The following is a 24,725-nucleotide window of genomic DNA, read 5'->3' as shown; positions in this document are numbered from 1 at the left end:
CTACGGCGTCGCCCCCCGCCGTCACCCCCGAACGGGGAGCGACGCGCTGGCGGCGATCCCCCGCCTCCCGTCGTCGCCCCCCGGCGCTGTCAGGCGCCGATCGAGCCCGCCGTGCGCAGCGGCATCACGTCGGGCTTCTCGGCGGTGCTCGCGATCGTCACGACCGCGTTCTCCTCGTTCGAGCGGAGCACGGCGTCCATGATCTCGAGCACGTGCAGGGCCACGCGGCCGGAGGCGCGGTGCGGGCGGTCCTCCGCGATCGCCTCCGCGAGGTCGGCCAGTCCCACTCCGCGACCGGTGTCGATCACGCCGGCGGAGTCGGGGACGACCCGCCAGTCCTCGTCGCGGACGGCGACCTCGATCGGGTCCGAGAACATGTTCGGATCCGGGACCGAGATGGTGCCCTCGGTGCCGTAGACCTCGAACTTCGGGGCCCGGCTGCGCCAGACCTCGAAGCTCACGGTGACGGTGGTGGCGACTCCGCTCGCGTGCTCGAGCAGCGCGGTGATGTGCGTGTCGATCGTCACCTCGATCGGCGTGCCCGCCTTCGGCCCGGTCTCGATCGTGCGCGGGCGGTCGGAGCGGGTGGCCAGGCCCGTGACGCGGACGACCGGCCCGAAGAAGTGCACGAGCGCCGTCAGGTAGTACGGGCCCATGTCCAGCAGCGGGCCGCCGCCGGGCTGGTAGTAGAACTCGGGCGCCGGGTGCCAGCGCTCGTGGCCGGGAGCGGCCCAGTGCACCTGCGCGGCGATCGGGGTGCCGATCGCTCCGGAGTCGAGGGCGAGGCGCGCGGTCTGCACGCCGGTCCCGAGCACCGTGTCCGGGGCGCTCGCGAAGCGCAGGCCCAGCTCGTCCGCGAGGTCGAGCATCGGCGCGGCCTCGGCCGGGTTCAGCCCGAGCGGCTTCTCGGCGAAGACGTGCTTGCCCGCCTTCAAGGCGCGGGTGCCGATCTCGACGTGCGCCGCCGGGATCGTGAGGTTCAGCACCGCGTCGATCTCCGGGTCGTCGATCAGCGCGTCGACGGTGAGGGCGCGGACGCCCTGCTCGTCGGCGACCTGCTGCGCCCGCTCCTGGTTCAGGTCGGCGACCGCGACGAGGCGGAGGCCGGGGAAGGTCGGGAGGTTCGCGAGGTACTGCTCGCTGATCTTCCCGACGCCGATGATGCCGACTCTCAGCGGGACGCCCACAGCATTCCCCTCTCGATGATCGTGCGGACGTTGTCGTCCTGGAGGATCTCGACGCGGTGGCCCGGCGTCGAGACGAAGATGCGGCCCTCGCCCCAGAGGCGGGTCCAGATCGCGGGGGAGGTGATGGGGCGCTTCCACGGGTCCCACGGGCGGACGGCCTGCGTGGTCGTGGCGAGCACGTCGTTGTAGTCGTCGTGCAGCACCCAGTACTGCTCCGTGACCAGCTCGAAGTCGGAGATGCCCTGCGTGATCGGGTGGTCGGCGGCGAGGGCCGTCATCTCGATCGTGTGCGGCATGTAGTTGTCCGACTGCTCGCCGGTGCGCTCGTCCGGGTGCTTGCCGGGGTGCGAGGCGAACTGGCCGCCGATCAGCTGCAGGTAGTCGGAGTTGTCGCGGTAGGAGTCGGCGATCCCGCCGTGCCAGCCGGCGAGGCCTGTGCCGCGCTCGACCGCCGCGCGGAGGCCCAGGAACTCCTCCCACTGGATGGAGGTCATCGTGTTCGACTGCACGATCAGGTCGACCGTCCGCATGTAGGCCTCGTCGGCGTACACGGCGGTCGACTCCTCGACGCGCACGTCGTAGCCGTTGTCGCGGAGGAACGGCAGGAACAGCTCGGTCGCCTCGACCGGTTGGTGGCCGTCCCAGCCCCCTCGGACGACGAGGGCCGTCTTGCCGGGAGTGGTCGGGGAGTGGTCGGTCATCGTCGTCCTCACGTGCGGGCGGATCGCTCCGCGGTTCGTCATCGAACAGGACTTGCGCAACTTCTGTGCGGGAGCCCCGGCGTCCGACCATCATGCACCGCGGTTCCCGGCGGAGCAAGCCGTCCTGGCGCAGGGCTAGTTGCGAAAGTCGGTATCCGCTACGGTGAGCACATGCCCGACCACGACGACGTCTCCGGAGCGACCACCCGCCCGACCATGGCGCTGATCGCCGAGCGCGCCGGGACGAGCGTCCCCACCGTCTCGAAGGTGCTCAACGGCGGCACCGACGTCTCGGAGGCGACCCGCCTGCGCGTGATGGAGGCGGCGCACGCGCTCGGCTACCGCCGCCGCCCGCGCCTGCGCCCGCCGGTCGAGGATCCGCACTCCGCCCAGATCGTCGACGTCGTCGTCGGCCACATCGGCGGCACCTGGATCGGACCGGTCCTCGAGGGGATCGAGGCCGAGGCCTCCGCCGCCGGGGTCGACCTGGTGCTCACCCGCGCCCGCGACGACGGCGCCTGGATCAGCCGCCTCCTCCGCCGCCCCTCGCTCGGCGCCATCGTGGTGCTGGTCAACGTCTCGGCCGCGCAGCTGCACCTGCTGACCACCGCCGAGCTGCCCGTCGTCGTCGTCGACCCCAGCACGCGGCCGCCGGCCGACGTCGCGAGCGTCGGCGCGACCAACTGGGACGGGGGCCGCATGGCCGCCGAGCACCTCCTCGACGCCGGCCACACCCGCTTCGGCGTCCTCGGCGGCACCCGCACCCAGCTCTACAGCAGCGCCCGGATCGACGGCTTCACCACCGCGCTCCGCGCCGCCGGGGTCGAGGATCCGCGCGTCGCCTACTGCGACTGGGACCGCGAGCTGGCCCGCGAGGCCGCCGGGCTGATGCTCGCCGAGCCGGACGCGCCGACCGCCTTCTTCGCCTGCTCCGACGTGATGGCGCTCGGCGTCTACGAGGCCGCCGACGACGCCGGCCTCCGCATCCCGCGAGACCTCAGCGTCATCGGCTTCGACGACGTCGAGGAGTCGGCCTGGGCGACCCCGCCGATGACCACGATCCAGCAGCCCATCGGCGAGATGGGCGCCATCGCCTTCCGGATGCTGCACCAGGCGCACCGGTCGGCGACCCCGCTCGCCTCGGGAGCCTCGGCCACCCGCATGGAGCTGGAGACGCGGCTGATCCGCCGCGCCTCCGTCGCACCCGTGCGCGTCTAGCGCCGCCCGCGGGCCCTCCCGCCTCCCGCCCTCCCCGAGATCGATGCGTCACGATCGGCCCCTCTCCCGCGCCCGTGACGACCGTTCGTGACGCATCGACCCCGGCGGGCGCCGCGGTCGGTGGCGACCCGGGTCGCACCGCCTATGCTGCCCGGATGCGCAGCGCGACCGGGGGGATGGTGGTCGCGTCGTTCGTCTCGCGGATCCTCGGGTTCGTCCGGCTGGCGCTCCTGGTCGTGGCGGTCGGCGGCACGAGCGCGTCGGTCGGCGGGCAGGTGTTCGAGGTCGCGAACTCCGCGCCCACCTACCTGTACGGGCTCATCGCGGGCGGGGTGCTCGGCGCGGTGCTCGTGCCGCAGATGGTCCGGGCGCGGGCCGACGGACCGGAGGGCGTGCGGACCCTCGAGCGGCTGCTCACCGTGTGCCTCGGCGGAGCGGCGCTCCTCACGGCCGCCTGCACGCTCGCGGCGCCGCTGATCGTCGGGCTCTACGCCGGGGGCTGGTCGGCCGACTGGGCTCTGCTCGCCACCCAGATGGCCTACTGGTGCCTGCCGCAGATCTTCTTCTACATCGTCTTCGCCGTCTTCTCGCAGCTGCTCAACTCCGCCGAGAAGTACGGGCCGGGCGCGTGGGCGCCCGCCTGCGCGAACGTGATCTCGGTGCTCGGGATCGCGGTGTTCCTCCTGATCCACCCCGAGGCGGCGTCGACACCCGCCGACGAGTGGACGCCGGAGATGGTGGCGCTCCTGTGCGGCACTGCCACTACGGCGATCGTGGTGCAGGGGGTGATCGCGGTCGCGTTCTCGCGGTCCGTCGGCGTCCGCCTGCGGCCGCGCTTCGGCGTCGCCGGGCTCGGCGGAGTGTCGCGGGACGCGGTCTGGGTGTTCCTCGGCGCCCTCGTCGCAGAGGTGTCGTACATCGTCGTCTCGAACGCGGCGACGGCGGCCGGCCAGGCCATGAACCGCGCCGGCGTCGACGGGCCGAGCCTCAACTCCTTCTCGAGCGCGCAGCTGCTGCTCCTGCTGCCGCACGGCATCCTGGTCGTCTCCGTCGCCACGGCGATGTTCACGCCGCTCAGCCGGGACCTGCACCGCGGCGATCGGGCGGCCGCGGCGGTGAACCTCCGACGGACCGAGGACGCGGTGCTCGCCGTCACTCTGCTCGCGACGCTCCTGTTCGTCGCGGCGGCGCCACTGCTCACGCAGCTCGTCTTCGGCACACCGGTGATCGGCGGAGTCCTGCAGCTGCTCGCCCTGAGCCTGGTCGGCTTCAGCCAGACCTACGTCCTCAACCGGGCGATGTTCGCGCTGGGTCGGGCCCGCGACTCGCTGGCGACCCAGGTCGTCTCGGCCGTCGGCGTCGCGGTGGGGGCGCTCGTCGGCGGGCTCCTCCTGCCTGCCGAACTCGTCGTGCCGGCGATCGCGGGCGGCACCGCCCTCGGGACCACGGCCGCGTGGGCCCTCGCCCACTGGCTGGTCCGGCGCCGGATCGGCGTCGTGCCGCAGCCGACCCGGGACCGCCGCGCCGCTCTCGTCGCGGCGCTGGTCACAGCCTGCGCGTCGGTGCCGCTCGGCCTGCTGCTCGCCGTGCCCGCCGACCGCCTCGCGGCCGGCGCCGTGCTGCTGCCGGTCGGACTCGCGATCACCGCCCTGTTCGTGGTCGTGCACCGGGTCGTCGGCGGGCGCTGGCTCTGGTCGCTGGTGCTCGCGCCGCTCTGAGGGGCTGCGCGTGCGGTCCCGCAGCCCCGACCCTCAGTGCCCCGCGCCGAGATTCCCGGCGAGGCGGCCGTGCATCCGGGTGGAGGCGTCGTTCATGCCCGCGATCACGGCGCGGGTGCCGTGGCGCTCGTACTTGGTGGTGACGGCGTCCAGCGCGGCGACGGTCGAGGCGTCCCAGATGTGGGAGCCGGAGAGGTCGATCACGACGTGCGCAGGGTCCTCCGCGTAGGAGAACTGCGTGGTGAGGTCGTTGCTGGAGGCGAAGAACAGCTCGCCGGTGACCGTGTAGTGGGCCGTCGATCCGTCGGCCGAGAGGGTGCGCTCGACGGTGGCGAAGTGGGCGACCCGGCGGGCGAAGACGACCATGGCGGCCAGGACGCCGATGACGACTCCGATCGCCAGGTTGTGGGTGAGGACGACCACGACGACCGTGGCGATCATGACGACCGTCTCGCCCACGGGCATCCGCTTCAGGGTCGACGGGCGGATGCTGTGCCAGTCGAAGGTCGCCACCGAGACCATCACCATCACCGCGACCAGCGCGGCCATCGGGATGATCGCGACGAGGTCGCCGAGCGCGACGACGAGGATCAGGAGGAACACGCCGGCGAGGAAGGTCGAGATGCGGGTGCGGGCGCCGGACGCCTTCACGTTGATCATCGTCTGGCCGATCATCGCGCAGCCGCCCATGCCGCCGAACAGGCCGGAGAGCACGTTCGCGGCGCCCTGCCCGAGCGACTCGCGGGTCTTGCGGGAGGGGGTGTCGGTGATGTCGTCGACGAGCTTCGCGGTCATCAGCGACTCCAGGAGTCCGACGAGCGCCATCGCGACGGCGTACGGCGCGATGGTCGTGAAGGTCTCCCAGGTCAGCGGTACGTTCGGCACGAACAGCTCGGGGAGGCTGCGGGGCAGCTCGCCCTGATCGCCCACGGTGGGGACGGCGACCGCCGTGACGACGACCGCCGCGGTGATGAGGACGATGGCGACGAGAGGCGCCGGAACGGCCTTCGTCAGGCGCGGCATCACTACCATGATCACGATGCCGACGGCGACCAGCGGGTAGACCAGCCAGGGCACGCCGATCAGGTTGGGGATCTGCGCCGAGAAGATCAGGATCGCCAGCGCGTTCACGAATCCGACCATCACGCTGCGGGGGATGAAGCGCATGAGCTTCGCCACTCCGAGCAGCCCGAGCACGATCTGGAACACGCCCGCGAGGATCACCGTCGCGATGAAGTAGTCCATCCCGTAGTCGCGGGCGACGGGGGCGATCACCAGGGCGACGGCGCCCGTGGCGGCGGTGATCATCGCGGGGCGTCCGCCGAGGAACGCGATCGACACGGCCATCACGAACGACGAGAAGAGGCCGACCCGCGGATCCACGCCCGCGATGATCGAGAACGAGATCGCCTCGGGGATGAGCGCGAGCGCGACCACGAGGCCGGCGAGGACCTCGCGGGTCAGGATGCGGGGGGTGCGCAGCGCCGTCATCACTGTGGGCTCGGCGTGCGGGCGGGCAGGGGTCTTCGAGGCGAGGGCCATCGCGGCGGCTCCAGGGAGTGGGAGGGGTGCTCGACGAGGAGCGCGGAGGGCTGCGGCATCGGGTCGGCGGAAGCGGGCGGGGATGCCAAGCTTGCAGAGGCGTGTCAGCAGCACGGGCAACCCTACCCTCACGTAAGGGTAGATCTGAAGGGGTGAGCAGGATCGGCACCATGCACATCGGCGAGCTCGCCGAGCGGACCGGCCTCTCGCTCCGGACCCTGCGCCACTACGACGAGATCGGCCTCGTGAAGGCGTCCGGCCGCACCGAGGGCGGCTTCCGCCTCTACACGTCCACCGACTACGACCGCCTGATCCTCATCCGCCGCATGAAGCCGCTCGGCTTCTCGCTGGAGGAGATGGCCGCGCTGCTCCGCGTGATCGACACCCTCGAGGCCGAGGGCGACGACGCCCCGGCCGAGGTCCGCGCGCAGCTCGACGGCTTCGTCGCGCAGGCCCGCGAGCGCCGCGAGGCGCTGAGCGCCCAGCTCGCGATGGCCGACGAGTTCGTCGAGCTGCTCACCAGCCGCTGAGCCCGGCCGCCTGGGCGATCGATGCGTCGCGAACGGCTCCCACGCGGCTCCGATGACGACCCTTCGCGACGCATCGGATCCTCGGGAGCGCGGGAGAGCCGCTCAGGTCGCGCTCGCGTCGGGGAGCTGCTCCGGGCAGTCGCCGCCCGGCTCGGTGGCGAGCTCGAAGTGCCAGATCTCGTTCGCGTAGATCTGGCAGAGCCCGTAGTCGGTGCCGTGCTGCGCGAGCCGGCTGTCCGCGTCCGTGTAGCCGATGTCGACCGCGCCGCCGGTGAGGTGGGCGGAGGAGGTGACGGATGCGACGCGGCGGCCGCGGTCCGACGGCGGCCGTCAGCCGCGCGGACCGCGGGCCAGCAGGGCGTGCAGCAGCGGCAGCGCCGACGCGATCATCAGCACGGTCCCGAAGCCGCTGTCGTCCGGGCGCACGACGGCGCCCGCGATCAGCAGGCCCGCGAACAGCACGGCCGAGATCACGCGGCGGACGGTGCCCTCGAGCCGGTTCAGCCGGCGCTCGATGGTGGGGACGGTGACCGCGAGCTCGCCGTCGTCGAGGGTCGTGACGAGCTCGTCGAGCCGGCGCGGCAGGCGCCAGATCAGGCCGAGCGTGTCGACGGCCTGCTTGCCGACGTCCTGCACGACGGAGCCGCGCTCCTCGCGGATCAGCTGCTGCGCGTAGGGCTCGACCGAGTCCCACAGGTTGAAGGCCGGGTCGAGCGCGCTGCAGACGCCCGAGGTCAGCGACATCGCGCGGATGACGAGCAGGAAGTTCTCGGGGAGCTGGAACGGCAGCGCGCGCACGACGTCGCCGAACTGCACGGCGAAGTCGCGGAACTCGCGCGGATCCACCTCCCGCAGCTCGGCGAAGCCCATGCCGCCGAAGCGGGCGAAGAGCTGCGTGAGCGCCCGCTCCAGCTCGCGGGAGTCGGCCGAGGGGAGGAGGACGCCGACCGCGCGGGCCGCGTCGACGAGACCCTTGCCGTCGCGGGAGGCGGCGGCGATCAGCATCCGGCGCAGGCCCGCGCGGGTGCTCGGCGGCACCTCGCCCATCATCCCGAAGTCGATGAAGGTGAGGCGCCAGGGCAGCTCGCCCCCGGGGGTCGGCGTGACGAAGACGTTGCCGGGGTGCGGATCCGCGTGGAAGTAGCCGTTGGTGAAGAGCTGGTCGAACATCACGGCCGCGAAGACCGGAGCGACCTCCCGCGGGTCGATCCCGGCGGCCAGCAGCGCGGCGTGGTCGGTGATCTTGATCGCGGTGACGTCCTCGAGCGTGAGGACCTTGCGGGTCGAGCGCTCCCAGACCACGTCCGGGACGGCCACCCGGGCGTCGCCCGCGAAGTCGGCGGCGAAGCGGACGGAGTTGGCCGCCTCCTGCAGGTAGTCGATCTCCTCGAGACTGGTGACCGCGAACTCCTCGACGAGCGCCGGGGCGTCGACGCGGTCCGAGACGAGGCGCACGTGGCTGAGCCAGCCGCCGACGCGGCGCAGAGCCGCGAGGTCGACCTCGACTATCTGGTCGATCCCCGGCCGCTGCACCTTCATGATGGCGGCCGAGTAGCCGGTGTCCTCGGCGTCGACGGGGGAGAGCCGGGCGCGGTGGGCCTGCCCGAGAGAGGCGGCGGCGACGGGCGACTCGTCCACTCCGGCGTAGGCGCGCTCGAGCGGCAGCCCGAGCTCGGACTCGGCCAGCGCCCGGATCCGCGGGAACAGGACGGGCGGGACCTCGTCCTGCAGCCCCTCCAGCTCGCGGGTGATCTCGGGCGGCAGCACGTCCAGGCGCGACGACATGAACTGGCCGACCTTGATCATCAGGCCGCCGAGGTCGACCGCGAGCACGTGGAAGCTGCGGGCGAAGCGGCGCATCCGGCCGGGCCGGGTGCGGAGCGCGACGCGCGTGAGCCCCACCCGCGGCAGGAGCAGGTCGAAGAACCAGGTGATCGCGAGATGCCACGCGGCGAAGCGGAGGATCCGGCGGTAGCGCCGCCGGTCCTCCCGCTCTCGGTGGCCCGGGGCGGCAGGACCCGGGCTGACCGAGGCCACCCGGGTCAGTCCTGCGCGAGGATCGCGTACAGGCGGCGGCGCACGTCCTCGAGTTCGGCGACGGCCTTGCGGATCTGCTCGGGGGTGCCCGAGCGTCCGACCTGGGCCGCGGCCTGGGCGAGCTCGAGGCCCGCCTTGGGCAGGGCGCCGAAGTCGACGTGGTCGGAGTCGTTCCACGGGGTCGAGGTGCCGTGCTCGGCGACCGTCGCGCGGCCGGCGTCGGTCAGCGTGTAGGTCTTGCGGCCGTTCTGCTCGTCGGCCGTGATGAGGCCCTCGTCCGCGAGGAGCTGGAGGGTCGGGTAGACGGAGCCGGGGCTCGGCTTCCAGTCGCCTCCGCTGCGCTCCTCGATCTCGCGGATGATCTGGTAGCCGTGCATGGGCTGCTCGGCGAGGAGCGCGAGCACCGCGGTGCGCACGTCCCCGCGGCCGACCCGGGAGCCGACGCGCTTCTCCATGCGGGAGCGGGCCTGCTCCATCGCGCGCCAGATGCTCTCGATGGGCGTGCCGGTGCCGAACGCGCCGGTCGATGACGATCCGTTCATGATGACCTCCTGTTTCTCCGAACGATACTCAGCGATATGGGTGGCGACTGTGAACGACTGCCGCGTCGGCTCAGAGCTTCGCGAGCTTCGCCCGGGCGACGAGGAACAGCCCGTACATGACCAGTCCCGCGCTGACCAGGGTCAGGGCGATCGTGCCGTACGGAGGGACGTCGAGGAAGCGGATGGCCCCGTCGAGCCCGGTCGCCTGGCGGGCGTCGCCGGTCAGCGCCGCGACCACGAAGATCCCGCCGGCCAGGCCCAGAGCGAGCCCCTTCGTGATGTAGCCGGTCGCGCCGAGGATCAGCACTGCCGTCCCCGTCGGGCCCTCGGGGATGCGGACGAGCTTGCGGAAGCCGCGCCGGATCCCGATCGCGACGAAGCCGATCCCGCTGCCCAGCACGATCCCGCCGACGATCACGAGGATCACGACGCCGACCGTGCTCGTCAGCAGCTCGGTGTTGATGCGGCGGATCGTGGCCGAGGAGCTCGTCGAGCCGCCGAGCGCGAAGACGAGCGTGGTGCCCGCGAGCGTGAGCGAGGCGAAGCCTTTGCCCGACTCGACGATCCGGCGGCCCAGGCGGGCGGGGAGCCCCGGCGCGGAGGAGCGCCCGCCGAGGGAGAGCTGCCAGAGGCCGAGCGCGACCAGCCCGACCAGCGCAGCCCAGACCACCACGAGCCCGACGGGGGAGTCGGCCATGCGCCCGATCGCTCCGGACGCGTCCGCCTCCCGCGAGGTCTCGTCGCTGACCGCGACGCGCAGGGCGAGGCCGCCGATCAGGAGGTGGATCAGTCCGTTGACGGCGAAGCCCGTGCGGGCGAGGCGCCGGAAGCGCCGGGTCCGGACTCCGGCGCGCGGCGACGGCACGCTCGCAGTGGACATCGCGCAACCCTCTCATCCCCGGCGGCCCCGGCGCCTCCTGACCCGCCGACGCGCGCGTGGCAACCCTCTCCCCGGCCGGGGTGCCCGAGTCGTGGGATGGAGGTGCGGCGCGGTTCGCACCGCAGCAGGACGAGAGAAGGAACCCCATGCGTGCACGCCGACGTCGCGCGGGCGGTCGCCGAGGGCCGAGGCGGGGCGGACGTCCCGGACCGGTCCCGGGCAGGGGAGGGCGGCGACGATGACCGGAGCGACGCTCCTCGTCCGCCGCCCGTCGAGCCCGGCCTCGCGGGTGCTGGTGCTCTACGCGACGGCGGTCGAGCTGGAGCTGCTGGTGGCCGCGCTGCTCGGACTCGCCGAGGCGACGCCGTGCCTCGACGTGCGGGTGGCGGCGAGGTCGCGGGCGGCGGTCCTGCTGGCGACCGTCGATCCGGAGGCGGTGCTGCCGCTGGCCGAGGCGCGGCGGGTCCGCGTCGGGCTCCGCCGCGAGCGCGAGGAGCTGGAGCGCGGCGGGATCGGGTGCCGGCACGTCGTCGAGGCGCGGGCCGGCCGTCGGTAGCTCCGGAGCGGGTCCGATCGGCCGCCGGCCTCGCGACGAAGTCCTGACGGAGGTCGTCCACCGCCGATGTGCACCGCGCCGTCCCGCCCCCGTCAGCAGCAGCCGCAGGCCTCGGAGTCCTCGCTCGTGAGCGCGGAGATCGGCGTCGTGCAGGACTCGCCGCGCCAGGCCTCCAGGCCCTCGCGGACGGCGACCGCGGCGATCACGAGGCCGGCGACGGGGTCGGCCCACGTCCATCCGAGCGTGCTGTTCAGCAGCAGGCCCACCAGGACGGCGGCGGAGAGGTACGAGCAGAGGAGCGTCTGCTTCGAGTCCGCGACGGCCGAGGCCGAGCCGAGCTCGCGGCCGGTCCGGCGCTCGAGCAGGGAGAACGCGGGCATCACCAGCAGGCTGACGGCGGCCAGCACGATGCCGACGGGGGAGTGCTGGGCCTCCGAGAATCCGAGCAGCGCCCGGACCGAGTCGACGGCGACGAACGCGGCCAGGCCGAGGAACGAGACGGCGATCACCCGCAGCGCGGTGCGCTCGCGCGCCTCCGGATCGCGGCCCGAGAACTGCCAGGCGACGGCCGCGGCGGAGAGCACCTCCACCACGGAGTCGAGGCCGAAGGCGACGAGCGCGGTGGACGAGGCGACCGTCCCGGCGGCGAGGGCCACGATCGCCTCCACCACGTTGTAGCCGATCGTCGCGCCGACGATCCAGCGGATGCGCCTCTGCAGCACGCGGCGGCGGGCGGGGAGGAGCGGAGCGCGCAGGGCGGTCATGCGCAGCGGCAGTCGTCGCCGGAGCAGCAGTCCGGATCGACGACCAGGGCCAGGCGGAGCAGGTGGTCGAGCGCCCCGGCGATCCGGGTCTCGGCCAGCCGGTACCAGGTGTACCGGCCGTCCTTCACGGCCTCGACCAGCCCGCATCCGCGCAGGCACGCGAGCTGATTCGACATCACCTGCCGCGAGACCCCGAGCGCGTCCGCGAGGTCGGAGGGGACGGCCGGAGCCCCGCGGAGCGCGAGCAGGATCCGGGACCGGGTCTCGTCCGCCAGGGCGGATCCGAGGCGCGCGAGAGCAGCGGAGTGGGTGAGGGTCGCGGAGGCGGGCACGGGAGCGACGGTACACGCGATGCTGTATCGAGCGCGAGGGCGGTGGTCTCTCCTCGAACGTGCGAGCCCCCCCCCTCCTGCTCCCCCCGTCGGGTGGGCGGACGGGCCGCACTGCCGCGGATCCCCGGGGCCGGCCTCCACGGCGCGCCCCGAGCGGCCCGCGCGCCGTGCCAGGATCCCCTTGATCACGGCGCCCGTCCGCCGCTCCGCCGCTCGGTCTCCTGGAAGGGCCACGGACCCGCCTTGCTCGATGCCACGGCCCTCCGCGTCGCCTTCGGGGTCACCGCCCTCACCCTCTTCCTGCTGTTCGCGCTGGTCACCTACCGGTCGACACGCTCGTCCTTCAGCTTCTGGTGGTGCACGGCGCTCGCGCTGTTCATGGGCGGCTCGCTCGCCTACCTCCGCGACGGCACGGCCGACCAGGTGTGGGCGAATCCGCTCGGCAACGGGCTCATCGTGGCCGGCGCCGCCGCGGTCTGGGCGGCGAGCCGCTCCCTCCGCGGCCGGCCGACGCCGTGGTGGCTGGTGGTCGCTCCGACCGTGGTGGTGACGGGCGTGTCCAGCCTCGACTCTCCCGCCGTCAACGACTGGTCGGGAGGGCCGCTCTACCTCGCGTCGATGGCGCTCCTCATCGGACTGTCGACCCGCGAGATCGCGCTGCTCGGCGCCGGACGCTCGCGCACGCGCTGGCCGCTGCTGCTGAGCTCCGGCGCCCTCTCCCTCTACTACGCGCTCCGGTTCGCCGTGTTCCTGGCCGCGGGGCTGCGCAGCGAGCTGTTCGCGACCTGGTTCGGGACCCCGACCACCACGCTGATCACGCTGGTGCTGCTGGTCGTGGTGTCGTTCAGCATGGCGTCGCTCAGCGGCGAGCAGGTCGCGCAGATGCTCACCGCCGGCGCCGCCCGCTCGCGGCAGGAGCTCGCCGACGGCGAGAGGGTGCAGCGGCGGCTCGAGCCCCGCTCGGTCCCGGACCTCCCGGGCTACGACGTCGCCGGCGCCTGCGTGCCCAGCGGGACGGTGAGCGGCGACTTCTTCGACTGGCGCTGCACGCCCGACGGGCTCGCCGTCACCGTCGCCGACGTCATGGGCAAGGGGGTCGGCGCCGCGATGATCGCGGCCACGGTCCGCGCCGCCCTGCGCGTCACTCCTCCGGCCCTCGGCCCCGCGGCGACGATGGCGCTCATCGACCGGGTCGTCGAGCCGGATCTGTCGGCGAACGACGCGTTCGTCACGCTCCTCCACCTGCGGCTCAGCGCCTCGACCGGCGACATCGCCCTCGTCGACGCCGGGCACGGACTCGGGATCGTCTGCCGCGCCGACGGGTCGCGCGAGCGCATCCCCTCCGCCCACCTGCCGCTCGGCCTCCTCGGCACGCAGGAGTGGGAGCCGACCGGCCTCCGGCTCCACCCCGGCGACCTGCTGCTGATCTGCAGCGACGGCGTGCTGGACCTCTTCGACGGCTCCCTCGCCGCCCTCGACCGGGTGGCCGACGCGGCCGTCGCCGCCCCTGCGACCGCCGCCGCCGCGGTCGCCGGCGTCACCCGCCTGGCGGCCGAGGGGCTGCTGGCGGACGACGTTACCGTGGTCGCGATCCGGCGGACCTCGGGGAGCTGACCCGGCCTCAGCCCCGCCCCGCCTGCAGCCGGAGCCCGGCCAGCAGCAGGTCGAGGCCGGAGCGGAACACGTCGAGGTCGTCGTGCGTCGCCATGACGTCGGCCGCGTGGTGGCCGAAGGGGAACTCCTCCGGATCGAGGGCGCGCCAGCGGTCGGCCAGGTGCTCGAGGAACTCGCCCCTCTCCATCCCGCTCTCGAGGAACTCGCGGGGCGGCGGCTGCGCCAGGTCGGCCGCGACTCCGACGACGTAGCTGACGATGGACGACACGGCGTGGAACCGCTGCCGGGGCGTCAGGTCGAGAGCCATGAGCTGCTGCCCGAGGCGCTCGTACATCGCCATCGAGTTGGGCTGCACCCCGGTCGTGCGGAGCATGTAGAGGCCGAACCAGGGTCGGCGGACGCACTCGTCGAAGAGGGCCAGTGCGACGGCGCGGACGTTGTCGATCGGGTCCGGCCCGTGGGTGAGCGGCTCGCTGTCTGCGAGGACCCGACCCATGACCTCGTCGGTCGCCCGCTCCAGCAGCTCGTCGCGGCTGCCGACGTACCAGTAGATGCTCGCCACACCGCCGCCGAGTCGGGCCGCGAGCGCGCGGAACGTGAGGGCCGACTCCCCGGACTCGTCGAGGATCGCGATCGCCTCGGCCAGCACGGTGTCGAGCGAGTGCGACGCTCGGCGGCGGCCCCGGGCGGGGGAGGGCGCGGCAGCGGTCTCCGTCGGGCGATCTGCAGGCATGGCTTGCATCTTACCGAACGGCGTTCCATACTATCGAACGCCGTACGAGAGTCGAACGGCGTTCGATAGGAAGGCGCCTCGATGTCCGCTCCGACGACCACCTCCGCCGAGTCCCGCGCTCACACCTCCCTCCGCTCCGCGGCACTCCCGCTCGCCGCTCTCTGCCTCGCGTTCTTCGTCGAGATGGTCGACAACACGCTGCTCTCGATCGCCCTCCCGACGATCGGACGCTCACTCGACGGGTCGACCGCCGGACTGCAGTGGGTGACCGGTGCCTACTCCCTGACCTTCGGCGGGCTGCTGCTGACAGCCGGGTCCGCCGCCGACCGGTTCGGCCGCCGCCGCGTGCTCCTCACCGGCCTCGCCGCGTTCGGGCTGATCAGCCTCGCCGTCGTCCTCGTCACCGACATCGGCCAGCTGATCGCCCTCCGCGCGGCGCTCGGCTGCGCCGCGGCCGCCATGGCGCCCGTCACGATGTCGCTGGTGTTCCGGCTCTTCGACGACGAGAGGCTCCGCATGCGGTCGATCACGATCGTGATGATCGTCGGGATGTCCGGCATGGTCCTCGGCCCCCTCCTCGGCGGCTCGATCCTCAGCACCGTCAGCTGGCAGTGGCTGCTCGTCGTCAACGCCCCGATCGCGCTGTTGGTCTGGATCGGCGTGCGCCTCGGAGTCCCCGCGGACCAGCGCGCCGACCTCACCTCCGGTCGGCTCGACCTGCCGGGGACCGCCCTCACCGTCGCGGCGGTGGGGCTCGGCTGCTACACGCTCACCAGCGGAGTCGAGAACGGCTGGCTGTCGCTCCTCACGATCGCCTGCGCCGCGGGGACCGTCGCGGCCGTCGCGGGATTCGTCGTCCGCGAGCGCCGCGCCGTCTCGCCCATGATCGACCTCGCGATCTTCCGCGCCGGCCCCGCGCGGGGAGCGGCGCTCACGCAGCTCGGCGCCTCGGTCGCCTTCGCGAGCGTCCTGTTCGGCCTGATCCTGCACTTCCAGTACGCCTACGGCTGGAGTCCGGTGCGCGCCGGCCTCGCGAACCTGCCCGTCATCGTCACGATGCTCGCCGCCACTCCGATCACCGAGCGCCTCGCCGCGAAGCTGGGGCACCGCGCGGCCTGCCTGATCGGCACCGGGCTCCTGGTCGGCGCGCTGCTCGGGATGTCCTGGGCGGTGGACCGGGGCTACCTCGCGATCGCCGTGATGATGGTCGTGATGACGGTGGGCCTGCGGACGATCATGACCATCTGCGCCGTCGCCCTCGTCGAGGCGATGCCCGCGAACCGCACGTCGATCGGTGCGGCGCTCAACGACACGGCCCAGGAGATCGGCACCAGCATCGGCACGGCCGTCGTCGGCACGCTGATCGCCGCACTGGTGGCGACCACCCTCCCGGCGGGCGCGTGGAGCGCGGACCTCGTCCGGAGCTTCTTCGCGGGTGAGCGGGTCGCCTTCCTGGTCGTGGCGGTCCTCGTCGGCGTGATCGCGACGATCGGCTCGCTGTCACTCAGCGACTCCCGCTCCACCGAGGAGCCGGCGGCGGCCTAGTTCATCGGGTCGCGCCGGGCGTCCTCGAGGTCGGCGATGTCCGTGTACTCGAGGAAGTCCAGCGGCGGGATGTCCGTCATCTCCTCGCTCCAGGAGGGGCGCGCCGGCTGCATGCGGCGCGTCTCGAGCTCGATGTGGGCGATGACCTCCGCGTCGTCCGGCTCCTCCACCTCGCTGCTGTCGATCGGCAGCGACCAGAGCTGGCTCGCCGGCCCGATCAGCAGGTGGGCGTAGGCGCGGCCGCCGCCCTCGGTCAGGACCGGCACCGAGACGACGTCCGACTTGTTGACGTCCGCGAGGGCCCGGGCGTACCGGAGGACCGCCTTGCAGGTCAGGTCGCCGACGAGGAGGTGGCCGCTGGAGTAGTGCAGTTTCCGCATGCGACCAGCCTCCGCGCGCCGCCCGCGGGACCTCAAGAGGGTTGCCGCGGGGAGGCGGCTCCCCTAATGGGCCGGGAGGTCCCGCCCGGTCGGGATCACCGCTCGGGGCGCCCGGCGCTCTCGCGGAGCTCGCGGCCGTCGGCGACGTCCTCGGCGTGCTTCTCCGCCTTCTTCTCGCTCTGCCGGGTGTCGCGGGGCGGGAGCTGGATGTGCTCCTCCGCCGGGATGCCCGCCTGCAGCTGGCGGCCTCGCTCGAGCTCGGCGTCGAACTCGGCCCCGAAGAGCAGGGCGAGGTTCGTGATCCAGAGCCAGAGGAGGAAGACGATCACACCGCCCAGGGCGCCGTAGGTCTTGTTGTAGTTGCTGAAGTTGGCGACGTAGAACGCGAAGCCGGCCGACGCCAGCGCCCAGACGGCGAGGGCGAGGATCGAGCCCATGCTGGTCCAGCGGAACTTCGGCTGCCGCACGTTCGGCGACCAGTGGTAGAGGACCGCGACGATCACGACCATGATCGCGATCAGAACCGGCCACTTGGCGATGCTCCACACGGTCAGGGCGACCTCGCCGAGGCCGACGGCGTCGCCGATGGTCTGCGCGACGGGTCCGCTGAGCACGAGGATCAGGCCGGCGATCACGAGCAGGAGGACCGTCACGAGGGTGACGGCGAGCATCGTGGGGCGCAGCTTCCAGATCGGGCGGCCCTCGTCGATCTCGTAGACGCGGTTCATGCCGCGCCCGAACGCGCCGACGTAGCCGGAGGCGGACCAGAGGGCGCCGAGGACACCGGTGACGAAGGCCAGACCGGCGGCGGGGCTGGAGGTGAGCTCCTGGATCGGGCCGCGGACCGTGTCGAGGACGTCGGCCGACACGAATCCGCCGGCGATCTCGAGCACAGTGTCGGTCGTGGTCTCGGCCTGGCCGAAGAGGCCGAGGATCGAGACGATCGCGAGCAGCCCGGGGAACAGCGCGAGGACGGCGTAGTAGGTGAGGCCGGCCGCGATGTCGGTGCACTGGTCGGCGCCGAATTCACGGAGCGTCTTCTTGAGGACGTAGCCCCAGGAGCGCTTGGTGACCTCGGTCGGTCCGTCGGGCTTGCGGGAGTCGTCGGGGTCGGGCGCGGTGCGGTCGCGCTCGGTGCTGGTCTGGGCCACGGTCGTCCTCCATCTCGAGCGTCTGCGGATCGTCGGGGACGGAAGGACCGCCTGCGATCGCTCCGGCGCCCCGGCGACGCCGTGCTCGCCACCGACCGTAGAAGCGCCGGACGCTCAGGGCAGGACGGTTGACAGCCGCCCGTCGAATCCGGTGGGGGAGATGTCCCGCGGTGGCGCCCGCGCTCAGAGCTGCGCGAGCAGCCTCTCGCACGCCTGCTCGCAGCGGCGGCAGGCCTCGGCGCAGATCCGGCAGTGCTCGTGCATTTCGGCGTGCTGCTCGCAGTCGTCGGCGCAGGCGCGGCAGGCCAGGAGGCAGGCCTCGACGAGGGCGCGGACGGCCGCGGATCCGACGACGCCGCGGCGCGAGAGCACGGCGCCGGTCGCGGCGCACACGTCGGCGCAGGCGAGGTCGGTGCGGATGCAGTGGACCAGCTCGGCGACCGACTCCTCGCCGAGGCACGCGTCGGCGCAGGCGGTGCAGGTGAGCGCGCAGGCGCCGCACGCGTCGATGCACTCGGCCAGGACCTCCGGATCGACGCCGCGCAGCTCCTCGGGGTGGCTCCGGATCATGTCGCTCGTGCTGCTCATGGCGCGTCCTCTCGTCGTGACCCCGGCGGGTCGATCGGTCCGGGCGACGCTACGGGCCCGCCCGCCGCCGGGCGAGGGCCTGGCCAGGCACCGCGGCCGGTGGTAGCCGGGCCGTCAGCCCCTCACGACGAAGGCGTCGTGGATCAGGTTGCCCCCGGTCGCCGCCGGATTCCGTGTGCTGCCGCGGGTGATCGTGACGGTGTGGGTGCCGGCGGGCAGGGTCCCGCTGGTCCAGACGGTCTGGGCGGAGCGGGTGGTGGCGCTGTAGCGGTCGACCGAGGCCACGAGGACGCCGTCGAGGCGGACCTCGTCGATCCCGGACGTGCTGGACCGGCGGCTCACCCACGAGACTCCGGTGCCGGTGAAGCGGAGGGTCGCCGAGGCGCCCCCCGTCGACGAGAAGGAGACGCCGCCGCCGCTGTCCGCGGAGGAGGAGGTCGTGGACCAGGTGCCCGTGACGGCGACGGCCGGCGAGCCGTTCTGGTGGGTGCCGGCTCCGACGGCGGCGAGCGGAGTCGCCGTGGCGGTCGGCGTGGAGGTCGAGGTCGGCGCGGCGGTCGAGGTCGGCGTGGGCGTGGCCGTCGGCGCCGGAGTGGCGGCCCTCTTCGCGAGCACGATGGACGCCGTCGCTCCCTTCAGCCCGCTCGGCCGGAACGTGATCGTCGTCGCGGTGCTCGTCCTGCTCGTCACGCTCAGGGCGGCGCTCGAGGACACCGTGCCCGCGGTCGGCCGCGCGAGCGTCACGGTGAGCGCGCTCGTCGAGACCTGCGTCGGGTCGACGGTCGAGACGGTCACCGTGTCCGCGTCCTCCCGGATCGAGACCAGTCCGGCGCCGGTGATGCTCGCGACCCGGGTGCCTCCGACGAGGACGGGGCTCGTGGTCCCGGCCTTCCACGACACGGCGCTCACGGTGCCGGTCGAGCGGTCGCGGGCGGCGCTCAGCTGGGGTGTGTTGCTGAGCACGGTCACGTCCGGGTCCGCCGCGTACGCGGCGGTCGCCGCCTCGGAGGCGCCGGGGAGGACCGTGTACGCGTACGAGGCGCCGGTCGGGTTCGTGCCGTGGCTCGTCGTGAGGGAGTAGTAGTGGCCGGTCACCGGCGCCGTCGGACCGGCGGCGCTCACGGCGCTCCAGGCTCCGGTGCGGGTCCGTCCCTGCGCGGTCAGGGCGATCGGCGACGGGAAGACGTAGCCCACCGACTCCGCGGAGCCGGTGATCGAGGCCCAGCGGGCGGTGCTCGTGGCGGTCGCCTCCGCACCGCGGAGGACGCCGTCGACGCGGAGCCTCGCATCGGGAGCGACGTCGCGGCGGTCGTCGATCACCGTCTCCGCGCGCCGGCGCGCCCCGTCCCAGCCGGTCCCGGACATGTCGGTCGCCGTGATCCCGGAGCCGAGCGCGAGGATCTCGTCGTCGAAGGTGAACCAGGCCTTCTTCGCGACCAGGCTCACCGACGCCGCGTCGAAGTCGAGCGCCGCGATCCCCGTCCGCCGCGACGGGCTCTCGAGGCTCCCGGTGAAGGTCGTCGTCGGGCGGGACGACGCGCCCTCGCCCGCGCTCCGGACGATCGTGTCCTCGGTGGTGCCGGGCATCCGGTACGGGTTCGCCGTGGCCCAGTAGCCGTCGTCGTACTGGCGCCCGCTGCCCAGGTGGAGCGACGTCGCTCCGTCGCCGGTGTACCAGCCGCTGCGGTTCTCGCCGTTGAGCGACTCGTAGCGGGCGATCCGCGTGCTCGACAGGCCGACGGCGAAGCCCGAGGTCGCCGTGGTCCGCGTGAAGCGGTCCATCCCGGCGAAGGCCCGGACGCCCGAGCCGATCGGGGTCGCGATCAGGCCCGTGTCGGCGAGGACGAGCCGCGCGCGCACGACGTCGCTGACGGACCCGGCCGTCTCGATGCTCACGGGGCTGCCGGCGTTGCAGGCCAGCCAGCTCTTCGCCAGCGCGTTCGTCCGTGTCCTGGCCGAGGGAGGGGCGCTGTCGGCGAGGCGCAGCACCGCCGCCTGCAGCTGGACGCCGACGTCGCCGTCCTCCGACTCCGCCCGCGCCGTCTCGCGGCCGCGGACCGTCGACATCACGGCGCCGCACCAGGTGACGGGGGCGAAGGAGGAGGCGAGCCGGTCGTACACGCCGAGCCCCTCCGGGCTCGTGATCTCCCAGCGGGAGCCGTCGAGCAACGCGTAGAGGTCGTCGAGGGTGTCGAGCATCGAGAGCCCGTACCCGCCGCTGTAGGCGAAGACGCTGTGCTGCACGAAGGAGCCGTCGGCGTGGAAGCCGTCGCCGGACGCCACCGTCCGCAGCGCCGGGTCGATGCCGGCGGCCGCCTCCGCGATCTTCGCAGGCTGCTTCAGCAGCACCGCCCGCCCGGCGATGACCGCCGCCGTCCAGACGCGGTTGGCGCCGGTCCGGGTGACGGTGTCGGCGAAGCGCGTCGAGGCCGACAGGTAGGCCTGCACCTGCGCCGCCGAGAGGTCGGGGTAGAGGAGGGCGGTGATGCTGTTCAGCTCGAGCGGGATGCCGATCTGCTGCTCCCACCAGCGGGAGGTGCCGGTGGTGGAGCGGTTGTAGCGGTTCGCCGAGAGCCAGTCGGCGGTCGTGACGACGTCGCGGAGGAGCGCCGGGTCGCCGCTGAGGGCGGTGCCGGGGGTCTTCAGCGCGGTCGCGAGGACGGTGACCCGCTTGTAGGCGGTCCACACCTCCACCGCCGAGGTGCCCGTGACCAGATCGGGCCAGGGCTCGCCGCCGTCGGTCTCGAGCGTCGACCAGTAGCCCTCGGCCTCGGCGACGAGGCGGCCCTTCGCCGCGGCGAGGCCGCCGACGCTCGCGCTGCCCGGGATCGTGCCTGTCAGGTCGGCGACGAGGCCGAGGCGCATCGCGTCGTACTCGTCGCCCGCCGAGTCGACGGCGGACGCTGTCGGCGCGGCGGCGAGCGGGAGGATCAGGGCGGTCACCAGCAGGAGCGCCGCAGCGAGCGGGCTCCCGCGCCGGGGCGCGTCGGATCGAGAGGGTCGGTTCGTCTCCGCGCGCGTTCGGCGGAGGGGACGCGGCTGGGTGGGCACGGGCGCTCCTCAGGCGACGCCCACGAGCCTGCGGGCTTCGGGTGCTCGCGGGTCGCCGGGGGAGCGTCGGGTGAAGAGTAGGGGTCCGCTCCGTCCGGCGGCAAGAGACGGAGGCGAGGACGGCCGGGATCGGCCACCGCCGACGCTCCCGACCGCGCGATCTGCGACAGCCGTACCCCGTGAGGGGTACAGAGGCGCCGAAGGTCCCCCACCCGTCAAGCGGGGCGATACGGTCGGAGGTGCGTGTGCGCTCCGGGGAGTCCCGGCGCGGCGCGCAGGGGGAAGGGGGCACGGATGATCGAGGCCGAGCAGGATCCGCGGCTGGTGGCGCTCGAGGCGCTCGAGATGATGGGGTCGGCTCCGGAGGAGCGCTTCGACCGGATCACGCGGATGGCCGAGGAGCTGTTCCGCGTGCCCGTGGCCGAGATCCACTTCCTCGACGACACCACGCTGTTCACGAAGTCCCCGCAGCGTCCGGACGCCGTGCTCGCCTACCCGCGCGCCGGCACCTTCTGCGACGCGACGCTCGAGAAGCGCACCACCTTCGTCGTGCCGGACCTCGGCGCCGACGAGGCGTGGGCCGGGCACGAGCACGTCGCGGGGTACCCGCACGTCCGCTTCTACGCCGGGCGGCCGCTGTCGGTCGAGGGCGACCTGCAGCTGGGCACCCTCTGCCTCATCGACTTCGTGCCCCGGAGCCTCACCCCGGACGAGCGGCAGCTGCTCGAGGAGTTCGGCGAGTGGGTCGAGCGCGAGCTGCGCGACACGGCGGAGCGCGACCGCGCCGCCGACATGCAGACGCAGATGGCTCCCTCCTCCCTCCACCACCCTGCCGGCTACGAGCTCTCGGGGCTCTCGCTGCCGCGGTGGACGATCACCGGCGACTTCTACAGCTGGCGCGGCGACGACGAGACGGTCGACCTGACCCTCGTGGACGTGATGGGCAAGGGGACGGCGGCGGCGATCGTGGCCGCGTCGATCCGCTCCGCGTTCCGGGCGCGCCTGGGCGGCGACCCCGACGCGGTCGTCAGCGCGGTGAGCGCCCAGCTGCACGACGACTTCACGGCCACCGAGACCTTCGCGACCCTCTTCCACGGGCGCCTCGACACCGCGTCCGGCCGGATCGACTTCGTCGACGCGGGCCACGGGCTCACCGTCCTCCTCCGCGCCGACGGCTCGTTCCAGCGGCTCGCGGCACTGGGCCTCCCGCTGGGCATCGCGGAGGACGGCGGCTGGATCACCCAGACCGTGGAGCTCGCGGTCGGCGACTCGCTCCTGGCCTTCACCGACGGCGTCCTCGACCTCTACGACGGGACGCTGCAGTCGCTGGCGCGCGCGGTCGATCTCGCCCGCGACTCCGCCGACACCGCCGAGTTCCTGCAGGCGCTGAGGGCGCTCGCCGCCTCCGGCTCCGCGTCCGACGACATCACCGCCCTCGTGCTGACCCGCACGGGCGCCGACCGCTCCGCCGAGAAGGACCCCGCATGACGTTCACGACCGAGACGACCGCCCCCGACATCGCCGTGCTGCGGGGGGAGGGGCGGCTCAACGCGGCCTCGGCTCCGGAGCTGCGCTCGGCCGTCCGCCGGGCGATCGACGAGGGCAGCCCCCGCATCGTCGTCGAGCTCAGCGCGGTGACGTTCATGGACTCCTCCGGTCTCGGCGCCCTGGTCGGCGCTCTCAAGACCGCGCGGCAGGCGGGCGGCGACCTGCGGATCGCGGCGCCCAGCGAGCAGGTCGTGATGGTGCTGCAGCTGTCCAATCTGGACCGGGTGCTCACCCTCTTCGACACGGCCGGCGACGCGTACCGTGACTGAGCGCAGCGTCGGGTTCCGCACGCCCCCGGACGACACCGAGGTCGTCCACGAGATGCTCGCCGGGCTCTGGGGCGAGCGGCCGGACCTGCCGGCCCGCGACCGCATGGCCGTCGAGACGGCGCTGGTCGAGCTGGTCGACAACGTCATCCAGCACGCGACGTCGACGACGACGATCGTCTGCCGCCTCGTCGTGCGCGTCGAGGGAGACGCGATCCACGCGGAGCTGGTCGACACGGCCGATCCGCCGGACATCGGCACGGGGCCGCGGGAGATGCCGGACGTCTTCGCGGAGTCGGGCCGCGGGCTCGCTCTCATCCAGGCTCTGACGACCACGTTCGAGCACGAGCGCTCGGAGGGGCGCAACGTCTGGACCCTGACCCGGGCGCTGGACTCCTAGCGACTGGCGCGGATCAGCGGATCGTGTGCGCGGTGATGACCGCGGCGGCACGCGCCAGGTCGTCCGCCATGCCGTTCAGCCCGGGGGAGGCCTTCAGCACCTCCGCGCTGACCTCGTCGTAGCGCTCGTCCACCTGCGCGAGCAGCTGCTCCCCGGAGGCGGTGAGGCGCAGGAGGACGCTGCGGCGGTCCTGCGGGTTGGCGAGCCGGTCGACGTGGCCGGCGGTCGCCAGCCGGTCGAGGAGCGCGGTCACGGCGCCCGTCGAGAGGGAGAGCTCGAGGCCCAGCCACTTCGGCGTGAGGTCGGGCGACTCGCCGAGGACCTCGAGCGCGGTGAGCTCCGAGATGCCCACGCCCACGCCCGCGGCGATGCTCGCGCGGAGGTGCCGCTGCGCGTTCTCGAGCAGGCGGAGCGACTGCCGCAGCTGCACGGCGGGCGCGTCCTGGTCGACGTCGCGCGGGGTCGGTCTCTCGGTGGTCATTCGTCCTTCTCGGGGTAGGGCTGGGGTCATCGTACGGGTCGCCCTCGGGGGTCCCGGCCTGTCACCCGGACAGGGGGTGAAAGAACGATTGCAATGTATCTTTGCCATCAAGTAACTTAGCGGTCAATCGAGTTCGGCGGAACACCAGCCGGACCCTCCCCCTTCAGCATCAGCCCGCCCCACCCGATCAGGAGTCCTGCCATGTCGACCCACACCGCCAAGTCCAAGCGCGTCCGCTTCGCTCCCCTCGCCATCGCGACGAGCATCGCCGCCGCCGCTCTCCTCTCCGTCTCGATGTCCGGCACCCTGTCCGGCTTCGTCGCGAGCATCTCCAACACCGGCAACACCGCCGCCTCCGGCTCGCTCGTCATGGAGGAGAAGTCGACCGGCGCCAGCCCCATCACCTGCCTCAGCACCGACGGCGGCTCGATCAGCACCAACACCGCGACCTGCGCGACCATCAACAAGTTCGGCGGATCGACCACGATGGTCCCCGGCCAGACCGTCACCACCGCGATCACGCTGAAGAACACCGGCACCGTCGCCGCCAACACCTTCACGCTGACCCCCGGCGCCACCTGCTCGCAGAGCAACAACGTCGCGGCCGGCGCCTCCGGCTCCGCCACCGACTTCTGCGGCAAGCTCAACGTCGTGATCACCTCCGGCGGGACCACCGTCTTCACGGGCACCGCCGCGACCCTCGCCGGCTCCGCCGTCAAGACCCTCAACACCGCCCCGGTCACCCCCGGCACCTCCACCCCCTTCTCCATCGCCGTGACCCTCGACTCGTCGGCCACCAACGCCTACCAGGGCCTGTCCGCCTCGCTCCCGCTCACCTGGACCTTCGCGAGCTGATCCCCTCTCCACCCGGCCCGGAGCGCCCCCGCGCGACGGGCCGGGGGAGGAGCGTCCCGCAGCGCTCCTCCTGCACCGCCCCCGAGAACCCCCCTCTCCCCCGAGA

Annotated in this window: 24 protein-coding genes; 10 read left to right on the top strand and 14 right to left on the bottom strand. The window is 73.1% G+C overall.

Annotated elements, in window-relative coordinates:
• Positions 1-89 precede the first annotated feature (89 nt).
• The gene (locus C5C54_RS14870) at positions 90-1,187 is read right to left on the bottom strand and encodes a Gfo/Idh/MocA family protein (RefSeq protein ID WP_104288669.1); all 1,098 of its coding nucleotides are present in this window, start codon (positions 1,185-1,187) and stop codon (positions 90-92) included.
• Positions 1,172-1,888, bottom strand: a complete 717-nt coding sequence (locus C5C54_RS14865) for a ThuA domain-containing protein (protein ID WP_104224320.1) — start codon at positions 1,886-1,888, stop codon at positions 1,172-1,174. Before C5C54_RS14865 ends, C5C54_RS14870 begins: the two co-directional genes overlap by 16 nt.
• A gap of 171 nt (positions 1,889-2,059) precedes the next feature.
• On the opposite strand from C5C54_RS14865, the gene C5C54_RS14860 reads away from it, so the two are divergent.
• Both C5C54_RS14860 and murJ read left to right on the top strand, forming a co-directional pair.
• Positions 2,060-3,106 (top strand): LacI family DNA-binding transcriptional regulator, encoded by a 1,047-nt coding sequence (locus tag C5C54_RS14860; RefSeq protein WP_104224297.1) that lies wholly within the window; start codon positions 2,060-2,062, stop codon positions 3,104-3,106.
• A gap of 155 nt (positions 3,107-3,261) precedes the next feature.
• A complete protein-coding gene (gene murJ / locus C5C54_RS14855) occupies positions 3,262-4,824 on the top strand; it encodes a murein biosynthesis integral membrane protein MurJ (protein ID WP_104288668.1) in 1,563 nt (520 codons plus the stop codon).
• A gap of 33 nt (positions 4,825-4,857) precedes the next feature.
• Here murJ and C5C54_RS14850 read toward each other — a convergent pair whose 3' ends face one another.
• A complete protein-coding gene (locus C5C54_RS14850) occupies positions 4,858-6,366 on the bottom strand; it encodes a SulP family inorganic anion transporter (RefSeq protein ID WP_104288667.1) in 1,509 nt (502 codons plus the stop codon).
• Positions 6,367-6,536: 170 nt separating this feature from the next.
• On the opposite strand from C5C54_RS14850, the gene C5C54_RS14845 reads away from it, so the two are divergent.
• Positions 6,537-6,896 carry a MerR family DNA-binding transcriptional regulator gene (locus C5C54_RS14845; protein ID WP_104224294.1) on the top strand — a complete coding sequence of 120 codons (360 nt, stop codon included), beginning with the start codon at positions 6,537-6,539 and terminating at the stop codon, positions 6,894-6,896.
• Between the two features lie 330 nt (positions 6,897-7,226).
• On the opposite strand, the gene C5C54_RS14840 is transcribed toward C5C54_RS14845, so the two are convergent.
• From C5C54_RS14840 to C5C54_RS14830, 3 genes are all read right to left on the bottom strand, one after another.
• Entirely contained in the window at positions 7,227-8,933 is a 1,707-nt protein-coding gene (locus C5C54_RS14840) for an AarF/ABC1/UbiB kinase family protein (protein WP_104247740.1), read from the bottom strand.
• Between the two features lie 5 nt (positions 8,934-8,938).
• Positions 8,939-9,475: a PadR family transcriptional regulator gene (locus C5C54_RS14835; protein ID WP_104224292.1), complete on the bottom strand. Its 537-nt coding sequence runs from the start codon at positions 9,473-9,475 to the stop codon at positions 8,939-8,941.
• Positions 9,476-9,545: 70 nt separating this feature from the next.
• Complete coding sequence (locus tag C5C54_RS14830) at positions 9,546-10,355, bottom strand: DUF1206 domain-containing protein (protein ID WP_104227140.1); 810 nt, start codon at positions 10,353-10,355, stop codon at positions 9,546-9,548.
• A gap of 238 nt (positions 10,356-10,593) precedes the next feature.
• Here C5C54_RS14830 and C5C54_RS14825 point away from each other — a divergent pair, with 238 nt between their 5' ends.
• Positions 10,594-10,911: a hypothetical protein gene (locus C5C54_RS14825; protein ID WP_104247739.1), complete on the top strand. Its 318-nt coding sequence runs from the start codon at positions 10,594-10,596 to the stop codon at positions 10,909-10,911.
• 92 nt (positions 10,912-11,003) lie between these two features.
• Here the strand turns inward: C5C54_RS14825 and C5C54_RS14820 are convergent, their stop codons facing one another.
• On the bottom strand, positions 11,004-11,675 hold the full coding sequence (locus C5C54_RS14820; RefSeq protein WP_104288666.1) for a cation diffusion facilitator family transporter: 672 nt from the start codon (positions 11,673-11,675) through the stop codon (positions 11,004-11,006).
• Entirely contained in the window at positions 11,672-12,007 is a 336-nt protein-coding gene (locus tag C5C54_RS14815) for a helix-turn-helix transcriptional regulator (protein WP_104288665.1), read from the bottom strand. The genes C5C54_RS14820 and C5C54_RS14815 overlap by 4 nt, the downstream gene beginning before the upstream one ends.
• Positions 12,008-12,250: 243 nt before the next feature.
• Between C5C54_RS14815 and C5C54_RS14810 the strand changes: the two genes are divergently transcribed.
• On the top strand, positions 12,251-13,621 hold the full coding sequence (locus C5C54_RS14810; protein ID WP_104288664.1) for a PP2C family protein-serine/threonine phosphatase: 1,371 nt from the start codon (positions 12,251-12,253) through the stop codon (positions 13,619-13,621).
• A 7-nt stretch (positions 13,622-13,628) separates the two neighbouring features.
• On the opposite strand, the gene C5C54_RS14805 is transcribed toward C5C54_RS14810, so the two are convergent.
• Positions 13,629-14,354 carry a TetR/AcrR family transcriptional regulator gene (locus C5C54_RS14805; RefSeq protein ID WP_219812210.1) on the bottom strand — a complete coding sequence of 242 codons (726 nt, stop codon included), beginning with the start codon at positions 14,352-14,354 and terminating at the stop codon, positions 13,629-13,631.
• 81 nt (positions 14,355-14,435) lie between these two features.
• Between C5C54_RS14805 and C5C54_RS14800 the strand changes: the two genes are divergently transcribed.
• Positions 14,436-15,899, top strand: a complete 1,464-nt coding sequence (locus C5C54_RS14800; RefSeq protein WP_104269623.1) for an MFS transporter — start codon at positions 14,436-14,438, stop codon at positions 15,897-15,899.
• Here the strand turns inward: C5C54_RS14800 and C5C54_RS14795 are convergent.
• The 4 genes from C5C54_RS14795 to C5C54_RS14780 form a co-directional block, all read right to left on the bottom strand.
• Complete coding sequence (locus C5C54_RS14795) at positions 15,896-16,279, bottom strand: hypothetical protein (protein ID WP_104269624.1); 384 nt, start codon at positions 16,277-16,279, stop codon at positions 15,896-15,898. The two genes, C5C54_RS14800 and C5C54_RS14795, sit on opposite strands and share 4 nt — an antisense overlap.
• A 95-nt stretch (positions 16,280-16,374) precedes the next feature.
• Complete coding sequence (locus tag C5C54_RS14790) at positions 16,375-17,430, bottom strand: YihY/virulence factor BrkB family protein (RefSeq protein ID WP_104288663.1); 1,056 nt, start codon at positions 17,428-17,430, stop codon at positions 16,375-16,377.
• Between the two features lie 183 nt (positions 17,431-17,613).
• On the bottom strand, positions 17,614-18,018 hold the full coding sequence (locus tag C5C54_RS14785; protein ID WP_104227130.1) for a four-helix bundle copper-binding protein: 405 nt from the start codon (positions 18,016-18,018) through the stop codon (positions 17,614-17,616).
• A gap of 114 nt (positions 18,019-18,132) precedes the next feature.
• Positions 18,133-20,961, bottom strand: a complete 2,829-nt coding sequence (locus tag C5C54_RS14780) for a polysaccharide lyase 8 family protein (protein ID WP_104288662.1) — start codon at positions 20,959-20,961, stop codon at positions 18,133-18,135.
• Positions 20,962-21,363: 402 nt separating this feature from the next.
• Between C5C54_RS14780 and C5C54_RS14775 the strand changes: the two genes are divergently transcribed.
• Genes C5C54_RS14775 through C5C54_RS14765 form a run of 3 tightly spaced genes read left to right on the top strand, consistent with a single transcriptional unit; the run spans position 21,364 to position 23,283 of the window.
• Complete coding sequence (locus tag C5C54_RS14775) at positions 21,364-22,557, top strand: PP2C family protein-serine/threonine phosphatase (protein ID WP_104224280.1); 1,194 nt, start codon at positions 21,364-21,366, stop codon at positions 22,555-22,557.
• The gene (locus tag C5C54_RS14770; RefSeq protein WP_104227127.1) at positions 22,554-22,886 is read left to right on the top strand and encodes an STAS domain-containing protein; all 333 of its coding nucleotides are present in this window, start codon (positions 22,554-22,556) and stop codon (positions 22,884-22,886) included. The genes C5C54_RS14775 and C5C54_RS14770 overlap by 4 nt, the downstream gene beginning before the upstream one ends.
• On the top strand, positions 22,879-23,283 hold the full coding sequence (locus C5C54_RS14765) for an ATP-binding protein (protein ID WP_104227126.1): 405 nt from the start codon (positions 22,879-22,881) through the stop codon (positions 23,281-23,283). The genes C5C54_RS14770 and C5C54_RS14765 overlap by 8 nt, the downstream gene beginning before the upstream one ends.
• A 13-nt stretch (positions 23,284-23,296) precedes the next feature.
• Here C5C54_RS14765 and C5C54_RS14760 read toward each other — a convergent pair whose 3' ends face one another.
• Positions 23,297-23,764, bottom strand: a complete 468-nt coding sequence (locus C5C54_RS14760) for a MarR family transcriptional regulator (protein WP_104224277.1) — start codon at positions 23,762-23,764, stop codon at positions 23,297-23,299.
• Between the two features lie 201 nt (positions 23,765-23,965).
• Between C5C54_RS14760 and C5C54_RS14755 the strand changes: the two genes are divergently transcribed.
• The gene (locus C5C54_RS14755) at positions 23,966-24,619 is read left to right on the top strand and encodes a hypothetical protein (protein ID WP_104234050.1); all 654 of its coding nucleotides are present in this window, start codon (positions 23,966-23,968) and stop codon (positions 24,617-24,619) included.
• The last annotated feature ends 106 nt before the right edge of the window (positions 24,620-24,725 follow it).

This window comes from Rathayibacter sp. AY1F2, from assembly GCF_002930885.1.
Taxonomy (GTDB): domain Bacteria; phylum Actinomycetota; class Actinomycetes; order Actinomycetales; family Microbacteriaceae; genus Rathayibacter.
This window is presented reverse-complemented; position numbering and strand designations above follow the sequence as displayed.